Raw genomic sequence first — 22,202 nt, 5'->3', positions numbered from 1 at the left:
GGCAATTACTCTTCTTTCGGCAGGCACTGTAAATGGCCGTGGCGCACGCCGCGCTGGGAAATCACGTCATCGGCAAAATGCTGCACATCGCCCATGTCGCCTTTTAGCACGGCGATTTCCAGACAGTCGTCGTGGTTGATGTGCACGTGCAGCGTGGCGACCGATAAATCGTGGTGGTGGTGTTGGGTAGAAACAATACGGCTGGCCAGATCACGCTTCTCATGCTCATAAACATACGAGAGCACCGCGAAGCCCTGAGTGCCGTGTTCAAGGGTAGTTTCCTGCGCCAGCGCGCCACGCAGAATATCGCGGATCGCTTCGGAACGGTTGTTGTAGCCACGGCGCTGACTCAGGCCGTCGAGCGTTTCCAGTAAATCGTCATCGAGGGTAATGGTGACTCGTTGCATCTGCAGTTAACCTTTCATGTGGCGCGTTGGCGCACAGGGAGTAAGGGGAATAGCGTATTTTGTAACACACGTCCGGCATCCGGGGAAAAGGTTAATGCTCTCGCAATAAACGCAGCAGAGTACTGACCTGTTCATCCAGCGGGGCAAGCGTATCTTTAACGATCAGATGCAAAGGCGTGGCGCGGCGAGCACCATGGCTTAACGGCAGTGGGCGTAAAAGCCCCTGATCAAGCTGCGTCTGAATACGTTCCTCAGGCAGCCAGCCGTAACCGACCTGATACATCACCGCATCAATCGCGGCATCAATGGTCGAGAAGGTCCAGGCATCGCGCACCGGTTGTTGTGGGTTGTCGCGATCGGCAATGCGAATCAGCGGCCAGGCGCGTAATGCGTCTTCATTCAGCGGCGCATCCAGCATGCAGAGTGGGTGATCGCGGTGGGCCACGGCCACGAAGTCAATATTCATCAGCCATTCGCCGCGTCCGGTGACATCCTGACGCCGGGTCAGGACCATTACGTCCGCATCGGCATGTGCTGCCAGTCGAGCATCGCCATTCTCCAGGACTTCGGTCAGACGCACCTGCGTTTGCGGCCAGGCCTGCTGAAACTGTTTGAGAATGGCAAACAGGCGTTTGCGTGGGAAGATGCTATCTACCATCAAATCCAGCCGCGTTCGCGTACCGTTTTGTAACGTTGCGGCCCGGGTTTCCACCCATAAAAAGGCCTTCAGTAGCGGTTTGACCTGATTGAGCAATAGCCCTCCGGCCGGGGTCAGGACAGCCCTGCGCCCTTCCGGGGTCAGCAGCGTTACGCCAAGTCGCTCCTGTAACAGTGCCAGATTGTAGCTTACCGAAGACTGGCTACGGTTGGTCTCTTCCGCCGCTTTAGCGAAGCTTCCCAGCTCCACCACTTTCTCCAATAGGGCCCACTGCTCGAGGGTTGTTTTGTGCATAACTCATCTAATAATTGAATGAATTTGATGCAAACATAGCGTTATTCATCCAATTTTTGAAGCGTTAAGATCCTCGCATCAAGTAAGAGGAGAACGAATATGAGTGCGTTTGATAAACATGATTTAAGCGGATTTGTCGGCAAACATCTGGTCTATACCTACGATAATGGCTGGAATTACGAGATCTACGTGAAAAACGACACTACGCTGGATTACCGCATTCACAGCGGTATTGTGGGGAATCGTTGGGTGAAAGATCAGCGGGCCTATATTGTGCGGGTGGGGGAGAGCGTTTATAAAATTTCGTGGACCGAACCGACCGGGACCGACGTCAGCCTGATCGTAAATCTGGGTGACAAACTCTTTCACGGCACCATCTTTTTCCCTCGCTGGGTGATCAATAATCCGGAAAAAACGGTCTGCTTCCAGAATGACCATATTCCGCTGATGGTGTCGTACCGCGATGCCGGCCCGGCGTATCCCACCGAGGTGATTGATGAGTTCGCGACCATCACTTTCGTACGTGACTGCGGCGCGAACAATGATGACGTTATTGCCTGTGCGGCGAGCGAGCTGCCGAAAAACTTCCCGGAAAATTTACGCTAAGGCTTCCAGTCGCTGCACGGCGTCTGCTGTCAGGGTAAACGGCGTGGGGGTGCACACCGCCAGGCTCAGGGTATCGAGCTGGCACTGGCTGACTGAGAGTGAGGAAGTTAGCGCGGTACTGTCGACGCTGACGATTTGCCAGGCACTGCCGCCGCGCTGCTTCACGATAGCTTCTTTACGCGTCCAGATGCGCCAGAACGCCGCCAACTGTTGTTCCGGGCGTTCGGCCTCGACTTCGGCATGTTCACCAAGACTGAATACCGTATTTGCCAGCGTTTGCCAGTTATCGCGCGGGCGAACGACTTCTATATCGCAGCCGACTTCCCCTTCGTCGCTGAGCAGCAGGGCGATATCATCACCGCTGTGGCTGAGATTGAACCACAGCGGCGTGTCAGCAGAAAAGGTCGGTTTTCCTTGCTCGCCATAGATGATGTCCGGCAATGGCGAAAGGGTATGGGAAAGCAGCACGCGACCGGCCAGCCAGCGCGCACGGCGAGCACCTTGCGGCGCTTGCTCACTCAGTGCGGCAGGCAATGCACCTGCGCTTAAAACAGAAACTTTCCCAAGAACGATCCGGTACATATCACGGCCAACGTTTAATGATGATAGAAGTATTTATGCCGCCAAACGCAAAGTTGTTGCTCTGCAAAAACTCGCAATCAATCTTGCGGGCTTCACCCATAATGTAATCCAGCGCGCCACAATTGGCATCTGGCTGGCTCAAATTTAGCGTAGGCGCAAACCAGCCTTCACGCATCATTTGCAGACTCATCCAGGCCTCTAGTGCGCCACAAGCGCCAAGGGTATGTCCAAAATAGCTTTTAAGCGAGGATAGCGGAACATTATCACCATAAATTGCAGAGGTTGCCTGACTTTCTGCAACATCACCACGATCGGTTGCGGTTCCGTGCGCTGAAATATAGCCGATATCCCGGGCACTAATACCTGCCATATTCAGTGATTTTTCCATGCAAATCTGCATTGTTTCGCGCTGCGGCTGGGTGATATGGGCTGCATCGCAGTTAGTGGCAAAGCCAACGATTTCACCATAAATCGTTGCTCCGCGCGCTTTAGCGTGTTCCAGCTCTTCCAGCACTAGCGTACCTGCACCTTCTCCGATGACCAGACCATCGCGTTTTTCATCGAACGGGGATGGGGTGGTTTTCGGCTCGTCGTTGCGCTGGCTGGTTGCGAATAACGTATCAAACACGGCGGCTTCGGAAGGACACAGTTCTTCTGCGCCGCCGGCGACCATCACCGTTTGATAGCCGTGTCGAATGGCTTCCCATGCGTAACCAATTGCCTGGCTACCGGATGTGCAGGCGCTGGATGTCGGGATGACTCGCCCACGCAGACCGAAAAACAATCCGGTGTTAACGGCAGTGGTATGCGGCATCATTTGCACGTAGGTCGTGCCGGTGATGTTATTGGTGTGTTTCTCGGTCAGCATGGTCGCGAACTCGCTCACTGGACCGGTACTACCGGTTGATGAACCATAAGCGATCCCGGTTTCACCGTTAGTCAGTACCCGATCGCCAATCAGCCCGGCCTGCTCAAGCGCCAGCTCTGTTGCGCGGGTGGACATCAGCGATACGCGCCCCATGGCGCGAATTCGCTTGCGGGTATAGTGTTCCGGCAGAGTGAAGTCGTCGATCGGCGCTCCCAGCAGTGTGTGCAGTCCGTCATAAACCTGCCACTCCGGCATTTTGCGTACCGCATTTTCATATGCCAATAACCTGGCGGAGACAGCCTGCCAGTTTTCCCCAAAGGCGGTGACGCCGCCCATGCCTGTAATCACGACACGACGTGTCATAACATCCCTCCATTGATGGAAATCACCTGGCGAGTTACATAGCCCGCCACATCCGACATTAAATAACTGGCAAGCCCGGCCACTTCTTCAGCCTGACCTATTCGTTTCATGGGAATCATCGACATCGCCTCTTTCAATGCGGCTTCTTCCATCTCGATCATCCCGGTATCAATGAGTCCCGGTGCAATGCAGTTTACGGTAATTTTGCGTTTTGCCAGTTCGATAGCCAGCGCTTTGGTGGCACCAATAATTCCGGCTTTTGACGCACTGTAATTGACCTGACCGCGGTTGCCCATCACGCCCGAAACCGAAGACAATGTGATGATACGGCCCCCCTGGCGTGCGCTGATCATCGGCATAATGCACGGATGAATGACGTTGTAAAAGCTGTCGAGGTTGGTATGGATCACCGAATCCCAGTCGTTATCACTGAGCGCAGGGAAAGCGGCATCCCGAGTGACTCCAGCGTTGCTGACAATACCGTACCATGCGCCGTTTGCCTCAATATCTTGCGACAGTATTTCACGGCACTGCTCGCGATTGGCAACGTCAAATGTCAACAGGCGCCCTGCGCCGCCAGCGGCGAGGATAGCATCCAGCGTTTCTTGTGCTCCTTGCACATCGCGATGATAGTGTACGCCGACCACAAAACCGTCCGCGGCCAGTTGTCTGGCGATGGCGCGACCGATACCTTTGCTGGCACCCGTAACTAAAACTGAACGGCTCATGTGGACGCTCCTTGTTGAAATAGCGTGTTAATTTCTTCTGATGTCGGCTGGAAGGTGTTGACTCGACCGGTTGCCAGCGTCTCGTTGTCTGCCTGGATGGCACATTCAAAGCTACCGAATCGTGCATCCTGCATCAGCAATTTGACATGGATGCTCAGCGTCTTCCCGGCAGGCAGAACACCTGTAGCACAGACTAACTCACGTGCGCCCAGTACCATACCTAACGTAGTACTCGCCTGACCTTGTTGCTGGCGGTGCCAGCCAGACCAGACGCCAATGGTCTGCGCCATCAGTTCCAGTGCGAACCAACCAGGCAGATTGCCATCAAGGTCGAGAAAAGGGGCCAGTACGCTGTTTGCTGATACCATCACGTGGCAGGTGGCGGTTTCGTCCGCCACACTGACGACCTCTTCAAGAAGCAGCATCGGCGCATCATGCGGTAAATAATCACCCGGTGGTAAAAAGTGGCTCATGAGGTTCTCCCGAGCAGGATGCTGGCATTATTGCCACCGAAGGCAAACGAATTAGACAAGATAACCGGGCGAGTTAGCGGCTGCGGCTGTTCAATGATGCCGCAGGGTGGCAATGTTTCATCGCGTGGCGACTGGCTAAAATCCTGCGGCGGCAGCGGCAGCTCGCGTTGCAGAATCAGCATACTGATCGCTGCTTCGGTGATCCCCGCAGCGCCCAGCGTGTGCCCGGTCAGGTGTTTGGTTGAACTGCACGGGACCGTTTCGCCAAATAGCGCGCTCACGACGTTGGACTCAATCTGATCGTTTAACGGTGTGGCGGTACCGTGCAGATTGATATAGCCCACATGTTCCGGCGTCATTCCTGCGTCGTTAAGCGCCTGGCCGATGGCGCGAATGGCACCTTCCCCCTGTGGATGGGGAGCCGAAATATGGTACGCGTCGCTGGATTCGCCGACGCCAAGGAGCGCGATAGGCTGTGGCTCGCGGGTTAATACCATCAATGCGGCGCCTTCGCCAATGGTGATCCCACAACGGTTGCGGCCAAACGGCTGACACAGCGTTGGGGAGAGTGATTCCAGACTGTGGAATCCGTTGATTGGCATTCGGCTTAGCGTATCCGCACCGCCGACGATGGCGATATCGACCAGACCAGATTCGATCAAACGACGTCCGCTCATGATAGCTCTTGCACTGGACGAGCAGGCGGTTGAGAGCGTAAAGGCCGGGCCATCCAGCGCCAGCCAGTGGCTAAGAAAACGCGACGGATCGCCCAGTTCCTGTTGCGGATAGCGCCAGTCAGTGCTCTCTTTGCCGTTGAGTATCAAATCTACGTGAACGTCACCCTCATCCAGGCCGGAGGTGCTGGTGCCGAGAACAACAGCAATACGATCGCGACCAAATCGGGCGATAGCGTCGTCCACCTGCGGCTGGATTTGCATCAGGGCTGCCAGCAATAGCTGGTTGTTGCGCGAACGATGAGCGCTAAAGTGCTGAGGAATAGCGGGCAGCTCACCGTCAACGCCTGCTAACACGGCGGATGGGTGTCCTTGCAGCCAGCCCGTGCGCGGGCGCATTCCCGGCGCTATGCCACGAGTGAGATTGGCTGCGATTTCATCAGTGTTATTGCCCAACGCATTAATCATGCCAACGGCAGAAATGTAGATCATCTCAGTCACCCAGGTATTGAATGGTGATGTGGTATTTAAAAACGTGCTGTTCAATGCTGATCGGTTCGCGTTTTCCTTTTCGATTCAGATACGTGATTTCCGTGACCACTTTGCCGCGGGCATTGCGCAGCTCACGCGTGTCACCCGTATCGACGAGCGTCCAGCCTGTGGGTAATTGCGGTTGCCAGGCGCTAATCGGCCAATGACTTAGCATCACGTCAGCCAGCACCTGGCTGGCTGGCGGCAATTGTGGAACGATGATCGATTGCTCGGTGTGCAGTCCTTTTTCATCGTAAGTCACGAGGAACAGGCGAATGCCGACTGATGACAGCCCGGCAAGTGTGATTTTCTTGTCATCAGCATTGAGCATGACCAACAGTGACTGAGTTTTGCCGTTAAAACTTCCGGTTAGTAGCTGTTGTGAATTCACCGCGGGAGAAATCCCCGGGGCAGGTAGCGTTACACGAGTCCCCGGCTCTAACCAGGCTTGCGGGCGGCCTTTCTGTTCCGGCTGCGAGTGGCTGCAACTGGCCAGCAGCAACGTGGCGACGAGCGCAGCGGTGCGCCAAAATGTCTGTTTAATCATCTTCTTTTTTTCTCTTTTTTTCCTGGCATCGCCAGCGGTGACAGCAGGAAGGCGGTGAAAATACCGCTCACTAGCACAATGCCAAAACTGCTGATTGCCTGAGTGGCGCTAAAGACCAGCATGCCGAGCGTCAGGAGCGTGGTCATCATTGCCAGCGTGATAGCCAGCAGCGATGTCAGTGGCGTACCGCGTGGATTACTGAAAAACAGCGTGTAGTTAATGCCAATTCCCAGTACCAGCACCAGTGCCAGCAGCGAGAACAGGTTGAGCGCATGACCGCTCAGGGCCAGTACCGCCAGACCGCAACCTAAAGACAGCACTGAGGGGACCAGGCTAATTAAGCCCTTACGCCAGCCAAGCCGAATGACGGCGCCACAGGCAATCACCGCCAGCGCAATGCACAGCAGACCGGTCAGAATATGGCGATAAAGGGCAAACAGGTTGTCAAAGCTGCTCTTACGATCCACCCACGCCACGCCGGAATATTTCGCGCTGAGCGTATTTAATGCATCACTTTGTTTCACCCCTTCAACGGGAACCAGTACGCTGCTTTCGCCATCAGCCAGAGACAACCATAGCAAGCGCCAGCCTTCACTGGCCGGGCTGGCAAGCCAGGCATCGACGGTTACGGGCATGGCGCTAAGATCGGGGTTCACCGTTGCCAGACCGGCGTTGTTTAAGGCTTTCGTGATGGCGGGCGCGGCATCTTTTAGCAGAGACAGATCCTGCTGTTGCCGGGCGAGTGAATTGAGCGGAATGGTGCGATATCCGCTGAGTAAACCATCTTTTTTTGCCTGTTCCAGCGCGGGGATAAAGGTCTCCAGCCGCTCCAGCGTTTGCTGAGCGGATTTGCCGTACACCACAAACCACTTCTGGTCGACGCTTTGCCCGGTCAGGGCGGTAATCGCTTTTTCCTGAGCAAGAATACCCTGCGGCAGCGCCTGTAACTGGGAGATATCATCATCTACGCGTAGCGTCGCCATACCTGCCAACGAGAACAACGCCAGCGCCACCGGCAGGCCAACGGATAATTTCTTATTCCGCCGCCATGCAGCAAGCCAGCGTAGCATGAGTACCATTGCCGGCACCGGGCGTACCGGCAACCGACGACACAGCCACGGGTGCCAGAAAATGACCGTCAGGCAGGAGGCGCTCAGACCTACCGCCGCGAATACCGCCATCTGGCGAATACCGGGGAAGGGGGCCAGCATCATAATCAGATAAGCCGCTACGGTGGTGAGTAGAGCCAGGAGCAGGGCATTGCGCACTTTGGCAAGGCTTTGCCATGGCGATGTTTCCGCACCGTGCACCATCCGTTCGGTCAAATAGTAGAGCGTATAGTCGGCGGAAATACCGATGATGCTCATGCTCATCACCAGCGTCATCAGATGGAGCTCGCCAAAAATCAGCAGCGTGACGACGGTCCCCGCCAGCGCACCAATGCCAATCGAAATCAGGCACAGCAGCAGCGGACGCAGCGAACGAAATACAGCCACGATGAGCAGGATCACCCCGAGCACAGTGGCTATGCCGAGGGTAGAGATATCTTGTTTCGCCTGCTGGCTGGCGTAATCGCTATAGAACAGCGTCCCGCGAGACAGCAGTTGAGCCTGTGGATAGTGGGCTTTGAGCTCACCCTCCAGCGTATTCAGCGTGGTGACCAATTGATGCGTCTGTTGCATATCAAACGATGAGCCGGTCAACTCGCCATGTAACAGATACCAATAGTTGCCTTGCTCATCCTGGGTGACAAGCCAGCCGTCCATCAGGCGCAGACGCTGCCCGGTTTTGGCCATGGCCAGCTGCGAGCCTCGCATCAGCATGAAGGGATCGTTTTGTAGCTCTTTGCCACTGACGCCGGAGAATGCGGAGTAAAGTTGGGACAGGATCCACTGGCCCTGCGCTTCGCCGCCGTTTTGCAGCCGGGCGCGGGTCTCGTTATCTATCAGGCCGTTACGATGTTGCCAGAAGAATGCCCCCCAGGCTTGCTGGCTGTCGGCATCCATTGGACCTTTTACCTGGGCTAGCGCGTGCGATTTTTGCAGTAAAGCCAGCCAGTCCCGGGCTATAGCTGGGTCCGGTTGCTTACCGGGGCTCACTAGCCAGACCACCTGACGGTCAAGGCGCTGCATAAATCCCTCGTTAAGACCCGGAGGTAAAGCGCCCAGCGTCTGCTTTGGCAACATGGCCAGCACGCTGCTGTTAAGGCGGGCCTGAGGTAGCAGCGTCAGAAAGATGCCCAGCAGAAGCAGGCAGACGACTCCCCATAACAGCGCGGGGCGTTTACTGGGCGGCAAAGCGTTGGCGTTCGTCATCGGTCAGTTGCGCTGGCGTTAGTTGGTGTTGGGAAAGCGCGATATCGGTGCGATCACCCTGCTTATCATTGAGCTGAATGCTCTCCAGGTAGGTCTTTCCTGCTAAATCAATCGTCGCAAAAATCTTATCCAGTGGTGTGGTGATTGGCGTCAGGCGTAGCGTCCAGCGACCTTCTCCTAAGTCTGCAAACTCCACGCGGAAGTTTTGTTCCAGCACTTTACGATCCGCCTGGAATAACGCCCGTAGCAGATGATTAAACTGGAACATTTGCGGGTTATTCTCAGCGGTAATGGTCTGCGGTGGTTGACCGTTAATTGCCTGAACCATCCGTTTGTCGTCCAGCAGCAGTTGCATGGGGAACGGGGACGTTTGATCCCACAGCAACCCCTGGTCGCGGGCGATCAACATATTGCCCTGAGATCGCAGCGGCTGCGGCAGATCCTTTATCGTCCGGGTTTGATCGAAGTGGGCGCGAACCACCGGTTGTTCGGTAAAACGCTGTTGTAGGGAGTCGAGCGTCAGGGCACTGACGAAAGGGCTGACGAGCAGCACGAGCAATGGCCATAATTTCATGGTGTCACTCCCATCCGTTCAAACAGAATATCCGGGCTGACAAAGCACAGTTCACGGCTTTTTTCGTCGACGGCGACCTGGATGGTGTAGCCTGTTGTGGCGCGTTTACCTGTTTCGGCATCAAAAATTTCGTAGCCGATATGCAGGCGATTTTCGTACTCTTTAATTTGGGCGCGTACACGGATACGCTGCTCGAAAGTCAGCGCATTGCGATACTTCACCCGAGTGTCGACCACGGGCCACAGATAGCCGGATTCTTTCATCTGCCGATAGCCATAATCGAATTGGTTCAGCAGTGCCTCACGGGCAATCTCGAAGTAACGGAAGTAGTTACCATGCCACGCTACGCCCATCATATCGACGTCGTGAAACGGAATAGTTAGCTCGACTTCAGCCGTAAAGCGGGGATCGTTAAGCACCCTTTACTCCTTGTCATTGGTATCCGGCAGTTGCCAGAAATCGAAAAAGTTAAACCAGTCTAGGGGCGACTGAAGCGCATAGTGCTCAAGGCGTTCGGCGTAGCGATCGACAGTATTCTGTAATGCCTGTTGTCGTGTGGCACGCGGTAAGAGCAGCGGGTCGGCAAACGGTTCGCAGTAGATGTGGAGTTTCTCCTGCTGGCGCAGGGCAAAAATCAGATCTACAGGGCAGCGTAAAATAGACGCGAGAATAAACGGGCCCTGAGGGAATGGCGCGTTTTGCCCCATAAAGCGGCTCCAGCACACGCGCCACTCGCCGCCGCGTTGGGGATTGACTGCGATGCGATCGCCTACGATGGCTACCCATTCACCGCGCTCCAATTTCTCTTTGAGCAGAATGGCAGTATCTGGACCAATACTGTTCACCGGGAGCAGATTTAATCCAGCCTGCGGGGCCATCTCTTGCATGATTTGTTTAAAGCGTTGGGCGTTATCGCTAAATACCAGCGCATTGATTGTTTTACTGCCCTGTAGCTGGGCCAGTGCCCGACAGGCTTCGACATCGCCAAGATGTGAAGCCAGTAGTAGTTTTCCCCGAGGATCGCTGATATTCAGCGTCGTTTCTGCACCTGGTGCAAAAATCACATCGCGACCGAAGTGCAGCTCACCACGCCAGCTGGCGATCTTATCCAGCATCGCGCCGCCAAAACGCAGGAAATGCTGATAACTGGTCAGGTTTGGCGGTACTGGCATCCGCCGTGTGATCAGTTGCGCCCTTACGCGGCTAATCCAGCGTTGAGAGGCTTTTCGGGCAGTTGAAGCGCTGAGCCAGTATACGCCGACGACCGGATACAGTAGCAGGGAGAAGGCTTTGTGACCCAGTACACGCCAGACCAGTAGCATCAGGCGCATTCCCCACAACCCTTTGACTTCCTGTTGCTGCGCCCAGTGTGTCGATGAACGACGACAAAGCAGGGAGGGGATGCGTGGCAACATGCCAAAGAACAGGCGAGTGTGCATCAATGAAATGTGCAAATTGTCTTTAAGCGCGTCGAAATGGGATAGCCCGTCCTGCGGATAGGTGACTCGCGTGGGGATAAAATAGCTGGTGTTGCCTTGCCAGTAGAGGCGCACCATCACTTCAGTATCAAAATCCATCCGTTTGCCGAGCGTTACGCGCTGTGCCAGTTGCAGCGTGGGGGCCACCGGATACACCCGGAAGCCGCACATACTGTCTTTGATCTGCAACGAGAGCGTTTCTATCCACACCCAGATATGGGTTACCCAACGACCGTACAGGCGCGAGCGAGGAACCGAATCATCGTAAATCGGTTGCCCGGAAATCAGTGCTGTCGGATGTTCTTTTGCCAATGCAAGCAGCCTGGGAATATCTTCAATGGCATGTTGCCCGTCGGCATCGACTTGCACGGCATGACTGAACCCGGCATCTGCCGCCGTCTGCATTCCGCGAATAACCGCCGCGCCTTTGCCTGCGTTGATGGGCAGGCGAATTAACGTCAGATTGCTGTATTCTGCCGCCAGGCGTGCCAGTTCATCTCGTGTAGTCTCGTCACTGCCATCGTCTACCACAATGCAGGGGAGATTGAACGGCTGAAGACGATCCAACACGTCCGACATCATCGCGCCGTGGTTGTAGCAGGGGATCAACACGCACGGGGAAAAGGTTAGCGGCATAACCGAATCTTCCCGCTGCTGGCGGTATGGCGCACGTCAACGTCGTGGCGCTGGTAGCTAAAAGAGAGCATCTGACGCGCTTCCTGCCAGCTCAGACTCAGGGTGACGGTGGCCTCTGGCAATAACGGCGACTGGAACTTCACGTTTTGAATACTGTGAAAACGCCAGCCAGGGGCCAGCAGCGTGGTGGCGTAATCCATCGCCCAGTTCAGCTGTGCAACGCCCGGCAGCAGTGGCTGCACGCTAAAATGCCCGCTGAACCAAAACAGAGAAGGGTCTAGTTGTAAAACAATCTCAGCCTGGTGAGGCAGTGCCTGATGGCGCTCGATTTCATGGGGTTTCATGAAATAACTCCTGTAATTGCGCATAGACACGCTTGTTCATACTGTTGACCGGAATCTCATCAATCACCCGCCAGTAGCGGGGAACCGCGACAGGCTCCAGCCAGGGCAGCAGCGAACGTCGCCAGGTCAGTTCTTGCGGTTTACCACCGCACTCAAGCCAGCGTTGCCGGGCTTCGTCATCCAGTACCAGCAGGACGCCAACGCCCTGACGTCCTCCACGTGAGACCGGCAATGCCGCGACTTCACAGATACCATCCAGTGCCAGTAAACGTTGTTCCACTTCGCTGAGTGAAATACGTTTCTCTTCAATTTTGACCACCCGCCCGCGTCTGCCCATCAGGCGGAACTGTCCATTTTCGATAAACTGCAGAACGTCATCGAGTAACAGGCCATCATCAGCGTTAATTAGCGGTGAAAACACACGAAATGCGTCGTCTTCTGACTGGAATCTGACGCCGGGAAAGGGCAGCCATGCCACATCATCCTGATGGCGATAGCGCCACGCAAGGATCCCGGTCTCAGTGCTGCCGTAGATCTCATCGGGCCAGACATTTAGCCAGTCAGCAGCCTGCGCGACGTCCTGCCAGGGCAGCATGCCGCCCGCAGACAAAATCAGTTCGACCGGCGGCGGTGTCAGGTTGTGGTCGAGGCGTTTCAGAAACGCCGGGCTGCTGATAAACGCATACCGATGCTCAGCGCTCAGCGCCGCTAGTTGTTCGGCATACCAAAGCATCGCCGCGTGCAGCGGCAGACCTAAGGCCATCGGCAAAAAGATACGGAACGTCAGGCCATACAGATGTTGCGGTACCACTGACGCGACCACCCGGCAACCTGCCAGACGATCGGCAAAGCGTGTAGCGAGCAATGCCGCTTCGCTATCCAGACGAGCGATCGGTTTGATCACGCGTTTCGGCTGGCCGGTCGAACCGGAAGTGAATAGCTCCACAAAGGCGTCACTGCGTATTGCTGGGAACGTGATGTCGTGAGCCACGGATGTCATGGCGGAGCTGACCACCCGCAGCGTTCCCTGCCAGTCCATCGCTTTATCGCTCAGTACGCCGTCAAACAGCAAGTGCTGCTCGTTTAACAACGAAACGCGACAATGTCCTGGGATCACCGGTGTTTTGCCGGCATGGAGCGTTGCCAGCAGCGCGACGATGAATAAATAGCTGTTCTCGAAGCACAATGCCCAGCGTTCACCTTCCTGCTGTCGCAGATATGTTATCAACTGGGCCACATCATGGCGCAGATGGCCAAGCGTCCAGGTATGCTCTTCCTGCCACGCAACAGGAACGTCGTCCGGACGTGGGGCACAGAGCCATTGAGCGAGTGTGAGGGGCTGCTTCATTGGGTATCTCGTTTTATCACCAGTTGGCGAATTAACCACTCGCCTACCATCAATGTTCCCATTAGCAGATAGGAAACCATGCCGTTCCAGGTGGTCCACAGGGTCATATCGCCATTCAGTGCGGTAAAGAGCGCAACGCTGCCATTGATGATGAAAAAGGCGCACCAGATTTGTGTCACACGGCGCGTATAGCGCACGCCCGCATCGGGCAGATTTGGGTCGCGCAGTCGTGCCAGACGTTCAACAATGGGCATTGCTGACCATAACGATCCACCAAAAACCGACAGCATAACGGCGTTTACCACTACCGGATAAAACAGCAGCAGCTGGTGCGTTTTGAGCAGATAACTGGCAATGCACAAGGTGATACCCGCGACCGCCACTACCTGTGTCACGACGCGCAGCGGCCCCGCCTGTCGCCGGGTCTGGCGAAAGCGTAAAAAAAGGAGTAGCGCCATCAACGGTAGCAACCAGTGCAGACTGTTATGCGCCAGGCCAAACCAGATCAAAAACGGCCAGGCCAGCAACAGTAGACCTGTCAGCAGTTGTACGACTGGCAACGAGCGTGTGCCCGACACGGAGAATTACGCTTCTTTGAGAAGGCGTTCTACCGCATCGACGACATCTTGTACGGTGCGTACTGCTTTGAACTCTTCCGGCTTGATTTTCTTACCGGTTTTCTTTTGCAGATGCACGATCATGTCGACGGCATCGATGCTATCGAGTTCCAAATCTTCGTACAGGCGCGCCTCAGGCTTGATATCTTGCGGGTCAACTTCAAACAGCTTGACCAGCAGCGAGGAGACTTCTGCGTAAATGGCTTTTTGTTCGGTCATAACGGACTATCCTCAGGCACGTTGCGCGTGAATGAAAGATGCCAGCGTGGCGACGGAGAAGAAGTGCTGACGCATTTCTTCGCTCTCTGCTGAGAGGATCACGCCATACTCGTTTTTCACCGCCAGACCCAGCTCCAGGGCATCGATTGAGTCCAGACCTAAGCCATCGCCAAAGAGTGCCGCTTCGGTTTCAATATCATCAGCTGTCAGTTCGTCGAGATTCAATGTCGTTATAATGAGATTTTTGATTTCAAGATAAAGCGCTTGCATCATTAATTCCTGAAAGAGGTAAAGTACCTGGTTGTAATTGAAGCAAAAGATGCCGGTTCAACTGCCTTGCGGCCAGCGCCGGTTCTTGTGAGTTTGCGTCGTAAAATTGGTCGATCTTAACCCGTTCGTGTACTGAAATGGTAAACATCGGTTTTACAGATGGGACGTTGTACCATTGGCTTTCTTTATCCAGCATTTGTTCGCTGCAGTTAATAGTCACTATGCGTAAATCACTGCTGCAGCGCACGGCGATATTCGCCGCACCACGCTGTAACGTCATTGCTTCTCCGGGGCGTGTACGGGTTCCCTCGGGGAAAATTAAAATGGTATCGCCTTGCTCCAGACGTTGCTGGCAAGCGGGCAATAGCGCATCAGCCTGGCTGTTAATCAGATAATCTGCGGCCCGGACTACGCCGCCGAGAAAAGGATTTTTTAGTAGTGCACTTTTCACCAGACAGTCGGTTTCTGGCATGACCGAGGCCAGTAGGACATAGTCGATCAGCGTCGGGTGGTTGGCGACGACAAGACACCCTTGTTCGTTGCGTAAAATGTCTCGCCCTTCAATCTGGTAATCCAGCACGCCAAGCCGCTTCGCCACGGTTAAGAAGAGGCGAAAACTGGCGGCGATACTGCGTCTGGCGATACGCCGACGTCGGGCTTTATCCCATACCGCGATCAGCAGGACGTTAAACCAAATCGTAGATAGGAGGAGCCCGCCGAGGCCAAACAGGGCAAAGCAAAAACCGGTCATCACCAGTCGCCATACCCGGTTAAGCCGCAGGATCATCGTGTTCATCACTGACTCCACTGCCACTGTACGCGTTCGCCAGGCAGGGTAAACGCCCTGGCATCTTGTAAGTAATGTTGTAAAAACAACAGGCTTTGCGGCAACGTTGTCTCGTCCTGTGCGCTGTGTGGACGGGTTTCACATTGCCAGCTATCACCGGATTCAATAACCAGCGCGACGGCAAACGGCCACGTTGGCATGTCTGGTGGTAACTGTGGGTGATAAAACTCGGGCAGAAAACCGTCGAAATCGACCATCAATACGCGCTGATATCCCGCCTGCAACAGCCCGATGACTTCGCATAACCCCTGCTGGAATGTATCCCTGCCAGCAGAAAGCGAGGAGGAGACAATCGGTTTTTTTGCGGCGATGGTCAAGTTACCCACAGCAGAGTTATGGACAGAAAGGGCAAAATCGGTCGGTGAGAGCGCTTGCTCAGTCGCAAGAGCGTGTAGGATCCTGTAGTTACGCTCCAGTTCACCATGGCGGCTGGTATACAAAACGGCATTGATATCATGACGGCGAAGCATCGCCAGACCGCAATCGACGGCCAGTTTGCTGCCGGAACTGAGGCGGCGAGCTGTCATCATCGGTAACTCATGGAGCTTAGCCAACGGCGCGGTGGGATCGATGGCGTGCGAAAGCCGTGACCATTCATGCCACTGTTCTGTTTCGCTTAACCCTGGTGCCTTGGCCTGCCAGTCAATAATGTTGAAAGCAAATTTCATCAACGCGTATCCGCGGTAAATCGGTTGTTCCGATTGTTTCTTATTTTTTCTTCTGACATATCAATAAAGTATGCCCAACACCTAAGTTGTCGTGGCGTTCATCTACCTGAAAACCTGCCTGATTCAGATAGTGATAAAACTTCTCTACGCTGTAGAAACGGCTGTTGCCATTCGCCATACAGGTAAAATAAAGCGAAGACGCATTCAGGCTAAATGAGGCCGCCTCAAATTTTTGGGCATCCCAAAACAGCTCCATAATGCACAGCTTCGCGCCCGGTTTCATCACCCGAGCAACGTTGCTTAGCATAGCGATAATTTGTTCCGGGGAAAAACAGTCCAGGAATTGGCTCATCCACCAGATATCAGCGCCGTCAGGTAAAGGCGAGTCGCTAAGCATATCCACAGCATGGAAATTTATGCGATGAGATAATCCTGCATTTTCTATATTTTCGCGGGCAAGTGCAATTTGTTGCGGCAAATCTAAGAGGGTGACTGTAATATTGTCATCATGCTGACAACAACGTAATGCCCATTTTCCGGTATTTCCACCGACATCGTACAGGGTTGCAGGGGCGCTGGCGAATACATATGGCAATGCGGCATCAAATGCGCCATCTGAATAGTAATGATCAAAAGCAAACCAACTTTCACGCGCAGCCAGCGGTAATTGTGATAGCGCAGGATAGATTGTTGGCCAGTCGCCAAAAATTTTTAGTCCCGCGGGTTTTCCATCTTTCAACGCATTTTCAAGATAGAACAATCCTTGGTAGCAAACATCCTGAGTGAAGTCCATATTCACGCGCGTCATGGTGTCATGTAAAAGAAAATGACCGACTTTAGCGAGGTAATAATATCCTTCTTTGTGGGTAATGATTCGCCCACTTAACCCCATATCCAACAGGATGCTGGCGGCATATTCGTTGATGGTGCTGTTTTCGGTAATTTCGTCGAGCGTGGCGCCGCGTTTACCTTGCTTGTCTAGCCAGGTGAGTACTCCCGCATTTCGCAGACACAACGCGGTTTGAAAAAGCATAGGGGCAAAGGCGATACGTTGTGCTTCAGTAATGGCATCCAGTGCGCTAAGCGAATCCTGTTCGTACATGTGGGGACAACCTGTTAAATGGCAGATAATAAGAGTATCGGGCCTTTTTGGCCCGACTTTAGGCATAATTACAGATTGGCGCCGGCTGACAGATTAAGCTGGATGTCTTTATCCAGATTGCGTACCCAGCGGTTATAGTTTTTGTGAATTTTTCCACCAGATGCCTGCAGGTTAAGGCTGCTGTCGTATTTGATGTCATAGCTGGTGGCGGTATAAGTGATACGGACTTCAGCTACATGATCGCGGGTTTGTTGGCGAGCTTTAATAACACCTGGTCCGACTTCAGACATGACCCATTGGCGTTGAATACCGGCTTTCAGGATTGCGGTTTTAACCTGGTCCTGAGTATGCCCCGCGCTCACACTGGTGTGAACTTGATCAATCGGCGCAGTACGTGCACAACCCGCCAGAGCACCGACAACGGCAATGGCCGCAAACCACTTAATATACTGTTTCATTAAAGCTCCCTATCAAAGTACCGTTTATACGTGTTAAATAATAAACTCCGAAATCATGGGCACCTTGTATTGCCTATGATTATATTTAAGCTAAATTAGCATTTTATTTCATATAGTTGGTAGCAAGGTAATGAGATGACCGGATAGTAATATCCCAAGACTTTCTTCAACGGAAATTTTTCAGCATCATCATTGGCGAGAAGTATAGATTTTTAGAGAAAATGTATCAAATAAAATAACCTTTAAAGCTAAGTAGATAGCTTAAGTTAAATGCTTTGGGGGGTATTCATTATTTTTATGCGTTTTGGTAAAGAAACCATCATCTTGACTTATGTATTTTCTTTATAAAAAATGAAATCCCTTTCACTCTTTATTTAAGATAAGCTTCTATATATAACTGCGTTAGCGTCATTTTAACGGTCATATAAAAATATAAAAACTACCTCGGTTGGTAGTTTTTCAGGGAAGCCGGCTTTTGGGCCTGCCGGGCCCCAGCAAAATCGCCAGTTTGCTGCCGCCTGTGGTGGTTTCCATCCAGATTTTACATACGCTGGTTAACGGCACGGAGAGCAACATGCCGACCGGACCGAGCAGCCATCCCCATACCAACAGAGAGAGGAAGACGATTAGCGTCGATAATCCCAGCCGATGCCCCATCATTCGGGGTTCGAGAATATTGCCAATCACCATATGCACCACCAGAAACAGTGCGCCAACCAACAGACATTCGTAAATGCCATTAAATAGCAGTGCCTGGATCATTGGCGGGACGGCGGAAATGACCGAGCCAATGTTGGGCACGTAGTTTAACAGGAATGCCAGTACGCCCCACATCAGAGCAAACTGAATCCCCATCAGCGCCAGTCCCAGCCAGATTATGGCACCGGTCCATAAGCTGAGCAGCGTTTTCAGCGCCAGATAATGTGACACACCCTTCAGCGCTCGATGTAGCCCCGCAATGTGGATTTGCGGATTATTCAACGCAAAACGCATCTTATAGGGGACATGACGCACCTCAAACAGCATAAAAACTACCGTCATCACCAGCAGAAAGACGCTGGCCATGGCACCAGAAAGACTCGTCATCAACGTGGTTGTGAAGGTCATCAGCTTGTCAGAGTCCATGCGTTGCAGCATGCGCTCCGGGGACATATGCAGATTCAGAAAAGGCACCATCTCTTGCAAATACAGAACCTTGCGCGTTAGCTCCTTATTGTATTTTGGCAGCAGGTCCATGAATTCAGTGATTGACGACGCCAGCACGCCAACCAACGCCGTAAGAACGATCAGCATCACCACCACGACTAAGGTAATAGCGATTGGGCGACCGACTCCCCGGCGGATAAACCAGGTGACAAGTGGATTCAATACAATGGCAAAAAAGAGGGCCAGCAGCAGCTGCACAATGATATCCGCCGCAGCATGGATACCTGCGAGGATCACCACCAGAGCGGCCAGTTTGAGCAAAATGTGCAAACCCGTTTTATCGGGCTGGGTGGTTATCATGTCTTCTTCCTGTTTGCGTTTTTGCATTAAGTGTAGCGGCTGGCTTGCGACTGATATTCCTAAACTGGCTACTGATTTCTGCTCTGCAACATGGTAGAAATGAAACACTGTTGTGAAAACGTGGTGACCCTCCATGCCCGAACCCGTCGCTGAACCGACGCTTAGCGGTTTACGCCTGAACCTGCGTATTGTTTCTGTGGTGATGTTTAACTTCGCCAGCTACCTGACCATCGGCCTGCCGCTCGCGGTGTTGCCTGGCTACGTCCATGATGTAATGGGATTTAGCGCTTTCTGGGCTGGGCTGGTCATCAGCCTGCAATATTTCGCTACGCTGCTGAGCCGTCCGCATGCCGGTCGTTATGCCGATCTGCTGGGGCCAAAGAAGATTGTGGTATTTGGGCTGTGCGGCTGCTTTTTAAGTGGCCTGGGCTATTTACTGGCGGGATCAACGAACGGCTGGCCGTTGGCCAGTCTGCTGCTGCTTTGTCTGGGGCGCGTGATTCTAGGGATCGGGCAAAGCTTTGCCGGGACCGGCTCTACGCTGTGGGGCGTGGGGGTGGTTGGCTCAATGCACATCGGACGGGTGATTTCCTGGAATGGTATCGTGACCTATGGCGCGATGGCGATAGGCGCGCCGCTGGGTGTTCTGTTTTATGCCTGGGGTGGCTTACAGGGGCTGGCGCTGACCGTGATGGGCGTGGCACTGTTGGCAATCCTGCTGGCGCTCCCTCGTCCGGCGGTGAAGGCCAGCAAAGGCAAACCGTTGCCATTTCGCGCGGTGCTTGGGCGCGTCTGGTTGTATGGCATGGCGCTGGCCCTGGCCTCCGCTGGATTTGGGGTAATCGCTACCTTCATTACCTTGTTCTATGATGCCAAAGGCTGGGATGGCGCCGCATTCGCGCTGACGCTTTTTAGCTGCACGTTTGTCGGTACTCGTTTGTTGTTCCCAAATGGTATCAACCGTTTAGGCGGGCTGAATGTGGCGATGATCTGCTTTAGCGTCGAGATTGTCGGGCTGTTACTGGTCGGGATGGCTTCGATGCCGTGGATGGCGAAAATCGGCGTTCTGCTGGCCGGGGCTGGGTTCTCACTGGTTTTCCCGGCGCTGGGCGTGGTGGCGGTAAAAGCCGTTCCTCAGCAAAATCAGGGTGCTGCGCTGGCGACCTACACGGTGTTTATGGATTTATCGCTGGGGGTTACCGGGCCGCTGGCCGGGCTGGTCATGACGTGGGCGGGTGTGCCGGTTATCTATCTGGCAGCGTCAGGGCTGGTAGCGGTGGCGTTATTGCTGACCTGGCGGTTAAAAAAACGGCCTCAGGTGGTGTCACCGGAGGCCGCGTCATCGTCTTAACCGTTACTGGATAACCAGCGTGTTAATGATGTTTTCTGCGGTAGTCTGCGCTTTTTGCTGATCGTCAGCAGGCAGCGTGATTTGCAGCGTCAGCAGTTGGTTGTCCACTTTACCCAACACCACGGAAGAGTATGCGGTCTGGCCTTTGGCCGAGATGATGCTGTCTAACTGCTGCAGCGTGTGGCCTTTCAGCTCAATAGATTTATTGGTGACGACCTGCAGCTGCGGGTCACGGCTACGCTGCTGATCTTCCAGACGTTTTGCCAGCACGGCCAGATCTTCGTTGGTGTTGTCGCCAACAATCACAATCACCGCTTTCTGGCCGGTTGCGTCAGAATATACGTGCATATTGTTCGCCTGGGTGCCCAGCTTGCCGCTCTGATCGGTCATATCCGCTGGCAGGGAAAAACTGAGTTTGCCGTCCAGCAGGCTGACCGGTTGTCCGGTGGCGTTACTTTCTGCGGCAGCACCCTCGGCTGGCGCTTTTGTATCGCTATTATCACAGGCCGCAAGCCCCATAACCAGCAGGCCAATACCGACATATTTAACCAGATTGCGCATTGACTTCTTCCTTTCGATAAACGGCCATAACGGCTCATTCGTCCATCTTATCACAACTCGGAAAATGAACCTTTAACTCGTCTGCAATGCAGAGATTTCAGATTTATCTGCCAGCCTTTTCAGTAACATATTCAGCAACACGCCATACATTGGCAGGAAGAAAATAATGCTGATCAGCACTTTGAAGCAGTAATCGACCAATGCGATTTCCATCCAGTGCTCGGCCATAAAGGCATCCGGGCTACGCCAGAAAGCGATAAAGAAGAAGGCCAACGTATCGCTGATATTGCCAAACAGCGTGGACGCCGTCGGTGCCAGCCACCAGCGACGATTCTGACGCAGGCGGTTAAAGACATGCACATCCAGAATTTGTCCCAGCGCGTAGGCCATAAAGCTGGCGGCGGCGATACGGGCGACAAACAGATTAAAGTGCAGCAGCGCGCCGAATCCTTGCCACGATCCCATATAGAACAGTGATGAAACGACGTAGGAGATCAGCAGCGCGGGGATCATAACCGCAAAGATGATACGTCGAGCCAGCGGCGCGCCAAAAATACGCACGGTCAGGTCGGTCGCGAGGAAAATAAACGGAAAGCTAAACGCGCCCCATGTGGTATGGAAACCAAAAATGGAGATTGGAAGCTGCACCAGATAGTTGCTGGAGGTGATCACCAGCAGATGAAATAGCGATAGCCAGAACAACGCTTTTACGCGCTGAGTTTGTGTAAACGGAGTCATATTGTGACCTTTTTGTTGGATGGGGTGAGGGAACCCAATAAAAAACCGTCGCATGATACTGCTTTAAGAGCACATTGCAATGGTTGTTTTTCACGCAATCGTTAACCTGATTGGCTTACGCCACAACAGAGCGTAAAATAACGCCGTTTTTGTATGAATGAGACGACGATGAGCGACCTGTTTACTTCCCCCGACCATACTCTTGATGCCCAGGGGCTGCGCTGCCCGGAACCGGTAATGATGGTGCGTAAAACCGTACGCGGCATGCAGGCCGGTGAAACGCTGCTGATTGTCGCCGACGATCCGGCAACAACCCGCGATATTCCTGGCTTCTGTACCTTTATGGAACATGAGCTGGTGGCCAAAGAGACCGACTCGCTGCCGTACCGCTATCTGGTGCGCAAAGGCCAGTAATCTTGTTATGCCGGATGGCGCTAAC

27 protein-coding genes are annotated in these 22,202 nt (G+C 53.8%); 3 read left to right on the top strand and 24 right to left on the bottom strand.

The genetic code is table 11. The features are described 5' to 3' along the window. Positions 1 to 5: 5 nt before the first annotated feature. Both nikR and OGX97_RS13450 read right to left on the bottom strand, forming a co-directional pair. Positions 6 to 407: a nickel-responsive transcriptional regulator NikR gene (gene nikR / locus OGX97_RS13460; protein ID WP_003827507.1), complete on the bottom strand. Its 402-nt coding sequence runs from the start codon at positions 405 to 407 to the stop codon at positions 6 to 8. Between the two features lie 91 nt (positions 408 to 498). Next, the gene (locus OGX97_RS13450) at positions 499 to 1,359 is read right to left on the bottom strand and encodes a LysR family transcriptional regulator (RefSeq protein WP_235126237.1); all 861 of its coding nucleotides are present in this window, start codon (positions 1,357 to 1,359) and stop codon (positions 499 to 501) included. A 99-nt stretch (positions 1,360 to 1,458) separates the two neighbouring features. Between OGX97_RS13450 and OGX97_RS13445 the strand changes: the two genes are divergently transcribed. Further along, complete coding sequence (locus OGX97_RS13445; RefSeq protein WP_235126239.1) at positions 1,459 to 1,965, top strand: phenolic acid decarboxylase; 507 nt, start codon at positions 1,459 to 1,461, stop codon at positions 1,963 to 1,965. On the opposite strand, the gene acpT is transcribed toward OGX97_RS13445, so the two are convergent. From acpT to OGX97_RS13345, 20 genes are all read right to left on the bottom strand, one after another. Further along, the gene (acpT, locus tag OGX97_RS13440; protein ID WP_235126248.1) at positions 1,957 to 2,547 is read right to left on the bottom strand and encodes a 4'-phosphopantetheinyl transferase AcpT; all 591 of its coding nucleotides are present in this window, start codon (positions 2,545 to 2,547) and stop codon (positions 1,957 to 1,959) included. The genes OGX97_RS13445 and acpT overlap by 9 nt on opposite strands. A 1-nt stretch (position 2,548) precedes the next feature. Next, positions 2,549 to 3,778: a beta-ketoacyl-ACP synthase gene (locus tag OGX97_RS13435; RefSeq protein WP_003827516.1), complete on the bottom strand. Its 1,230-nt coding sequence runs from the start codon at positions 3,776 to 3,778 to the stop codon at positions 2,549 to 2,551. Further along, positions 3,775 to 4,506, bottom strand: coding sequence for a 3-ketoacyl-ACP reductase FabG2 (locus tag OGX97_RS13430; protein WP_191215333.1), 732 nt, complete (start codon positions 4,504 to 4,506; stop codon positions 3,775 to 3,777). Before OGX97_RS13430 ends, OGX97_RS13435 begins: the two co-directional genes overlap by 4 nt. After that, positions 4,503 to 4,979, bottom strand: a complete 477-nt coding sequence (locus OGX97_RS13425; protein WP_235126250.1) for an ApeP family dehydratase — start codon at positions 4,977 to 4,979, stop codon at positions 4,503 to 4,505. The genes OGX97_RS13430 and OGX97_RS13425 overlap by 4 nt, the downstream gene beginning before the upstream one ends. After that, positions 4,976 to 6,145, bottom strand: coding sequence for a beta-ketoacyl-[acyl-carrier-protein] synthase family protein (locus tag OGX97_RS13420; protein WP_235126252.1), 1,170 nt, complete (start codon positions 6,143 to 6,145; stop codon positions 4,976 to 4,978). Before OGX97_RS13420 ends, OGX97_RS13425 begins: the two co-directional genes overlap by 4 nt. A 1-nt stretch (position 6,146) precedes the next feature. After that, on the bottom strand, positions 6,147 to 6,731 hold the full coding sequence (locus tag OGX97_RS13415; protein ID WP_191215335.1) for a DUF3261 domain-containing protein: 585 nt from the start codon (positions 6,729 to 6,731) through the stop codon (positions 6,147 to 6,149). Beyond that, complete coding sequence (locus OGX97_RS13410; protein ID WP_235126261.1) at positions 6,728 to 9,046, bottom strand: MMPL family transporter; 2,319 nt, start codon at positions 9,044 to 9,046, stop codon at positions 6,728 to 6,730. The genes OGX97_RS13415 and OGX97_RS13410 overlap by 4 nt, the downstream gene beginning before the upstream one ends. Next, positions 9,015 to 9,620: a LolA family protein gene (locus tag OGX97_RS13405; protein ID WP_235126263.1), complete on the bottom strand. Its 606-nt coding sequence runs from the start codon at positions 9,618 to 9,620 to the stop codon at positions 9,015 to 9,017. Before OGX97_RS13405 ends, OGX97_RS13410 begins: the two co-directional genes overlap by 32 nt. Next, positions 9,617 to 10,039: an acyl-CoA thioesterase gene (locus OGX97_RS13400; protein WP_008786381.1), complete on the bottom strand. Its 423-nt coding sequence runs from the start codon at positions 10,037 to 10,039 to the stop codon at positions 9,617 to 9,619. The genes OGX97_RS13405 and OGX97_RS13400 overlap by 4 nt, the downstream gene beginning before the upstream one ends. Positions 10,040 to 10,042: 3 nt before the next feature. Beyond that, positions 10,043 to 11,734, bottom strand: a complete 1,692-nt coding sequence (locus tag OGX97_RS13395) for a glycosyltransferase family 2 protein (protein ID WP_032945278.1) — start codon at positions 11,732 to 11,734, stop codon at positions 10,043 to 10,045. Further along, complete coding sequence (locus OGX97_RS13390) at positions 11,725 to 12,078, bottom strand: ApeI family dehydratase (protein ID WP_235126265.1); 354 nt, start codon at positions 12,076 to 12,078, stop codon at positions 11,725 to 11,727. Before OGX97_RS13390 ends, OGX97_RS13395 begins: the two co-directional genes overlap by 10 nt. Further along, positions 12,065 to 13,426, bottom strand: a complete 1,362-nt coding sequence (locus OGX97_RS13385) for an AMP-binding protein (RefSeq protein WP_235126267.1) — start codon at positions 13,424 to 13,426, stop codon at positions 12,065 to 12,067. The genes OGX97_RS13390 and OGX97_RS13385 overlap by 14 nt, the downstream gene beginning before the upstream one ends. Continuing rightward, positions 13,423 to 14,004: a hypothetical protein gene (locus tag OGX97_RS13380; RefSeq protein ID WP_003827535.1), complete on the bottom strand. Its 582-nt coding sequence runs from the start codon at positions 14,002 to 14,004 to the stop codon at positions 13,423 to 13,425. The genes OGX97_RS13385 and OGX97_RS13380 overlap by 4 nt, the downstream gene beginning before the upstream one ends. Positions 14,005 to 14,010: 6 nt before the next feature. Next, entirely contained in the window at positions 14,011 to 14,262 is a 252-nt protein-coding gene (locus tag OGX97_RS13375; RefSeq protein WP_003827536.1) for an acyl carrier protein, read from the bottom strand. A 12-nt stretch (positions 14,263 to 14,274) separates the two neighbouring features. Beyond that, the gene (locus OGX97_RS13370; RefSeq protein ID WP_003827537.1) at positions 14,275 to 14,532 is read right to left on the bottom strand and encodes a phosphopantetheine-binding protein; all 258 of its coding nucleotides are present in this window, start codon (positions 14,530 to 14,532) and stop codon (positions 14,275 to 14,277) included. Beyond that, positions 14,513 to 15,328 carry a lysophospholipid acyltransferase family protein gene (locus OGX97_RS13365; RefSeq protein WP_020996071.1) on the bottom strand — a complete coding sequence of 272 codons (816 nt, stop codon included), beginning with the start codon at positions 15,326 to 15,328 and terminating at the stop codon, positions 14,513 to 14,515. Before OGX97_RS13365 ends, OGX97_RS13370 begins: the two co-directional genes overlap by 20 nt. Further along, positions 15,328 to 16,047 carry a beta-ketoacyl synthase chain length factor gene (locus tag OGX97_RS13360; protein ID WP_020996072.1) on the bottom strand — a complete coding sequence of 240 codons (720 nt, stop codon included), beginning with the start codon at positions 16,045 to 16,047 and terminating at the stop codon, positions 15,328 to 15,330. Before OGX97_RS13360 ends, OGX97_RS13365 begins: the two co-directional genes overlap by 1 nt. A 40-nt stretch (positions 16,048 to 16,087) precedes the next feature. Next, complete coding sequence (locus OGX97_RS13355; RefSeq protein ID WP_003827540.1) at positions 16,088 to 17,149, bottom strand: class I SAM-dependent methyltransferase; 1,062 nt, start codon at positions 17,147 to 17,149, stop codon at positions 16,088 to 16,090. 68 nt (positions 17,150 to 17,217) lie between these two features. Then, entirely contained in the window at positions 17,218 to 17,595 is a 378-nt protein-coding gene (locus OGX97_RS13350; RefSeq protein WP_122973818.1) for a hypothetical protein, read from the bottom strand. Positions 17,596 to 18,066: 471 nt separating this feature from the next. Continuing rightward, complete coding sequence (locus tag OGX97_RS13345) at positions 18,067 to 19,113, bottom strand: AI-2E family transporter (RefSeq protein ID WP_128316716.1); 1,047 nt, start codon at positions 19,111 to 19,113, stop codon at positions 18,067 to 18,069. A gap of 133 nt (positions 19,114 to 19,246) precedes the next feature. Here OGX97_RS13345 and OGX97_RS13340 point away from each other — a divergent pair, with 133 nt between their 5' ends. Then, complete coding sequence (locus tag OGX97_RS13340; RefSeq protein ID WP_057067177.1) at positions 19,247 to 20,464, top strand: MFS transporter; 1,218 nt, start codon at positions 19,247 to 19,249, stop codon at positions 20,462 to 20,464. Between the two features lie 3 nt (positions 20,465 to 20,467). On the opposite strand, the gene OGX97_RS13335 is transcribed toward OGX97_RS13340, so the two are convergent. Together OGX97_RS13335 and OGX97_RS13330 are read right to left on the bottom strand one after the other, a co-directional pair. Further along, on the bottom strand, positions 20,468 to 21,025 hold the full coding sequence (locus tag OGX97_RS13335; protein WP_003827547.1) for a DcrB family lipoprotein: 558 nt from the start codon (positions 21,023 to 21,025) through the stop codon (positions 20,468 to 20,470). A 72-nt stretch (positions 21,026 to 21,097) separates the two neighbouring features. Then, positions 21,098 to 21,763: a 7-cyano-7-deazaguanine/7-aminomethyl-7-deazaguanine transporter gene (locus tag OGX97_RS13330; RefSeq protein WP_003827549.1), complete on the bottom strand. Its 666-nt coding sequence runs from the start codon at positions 21,761 to 21,763 to the stop codon at positions 21,098 to 21,100. Between the two features lie 168 nt (positions 21,764 to 21,931). On the opposite strand from OGX97_RS13330, the gene tusA reads away from it, so the two are divergent. Beyond that, positions 21,932 to 22,177 (top strand): sulfurtransferase TusA, encoded by a 246-nt coding sequence (tusA, locus tag OGX97_RS13325; RefSeq protein WP_003827551.1) that lies wholly within the window; start codon positions 21,932 to 21,934, stop codon positions 22,175 to 22,177. The last annotated feature ends 25 nt before the right edge of the window (positions 22,178 to 22,202 follow it).

Origin of the sequence: Citrobacter sp. Cpo061 (genome assembly GCF_030332845.1) — a bacterium.
Classification (GTDB): domain Bacteria; phylum Pseudomonadota; class Gammaproteobacteria; order Enterobacterales; family Enterobacteriaceae; genus Citrobacter; species Citrobacter portucalensis.
This window is presented reverse-complemented; position numbering and strand designations above follow the sequence as displayed.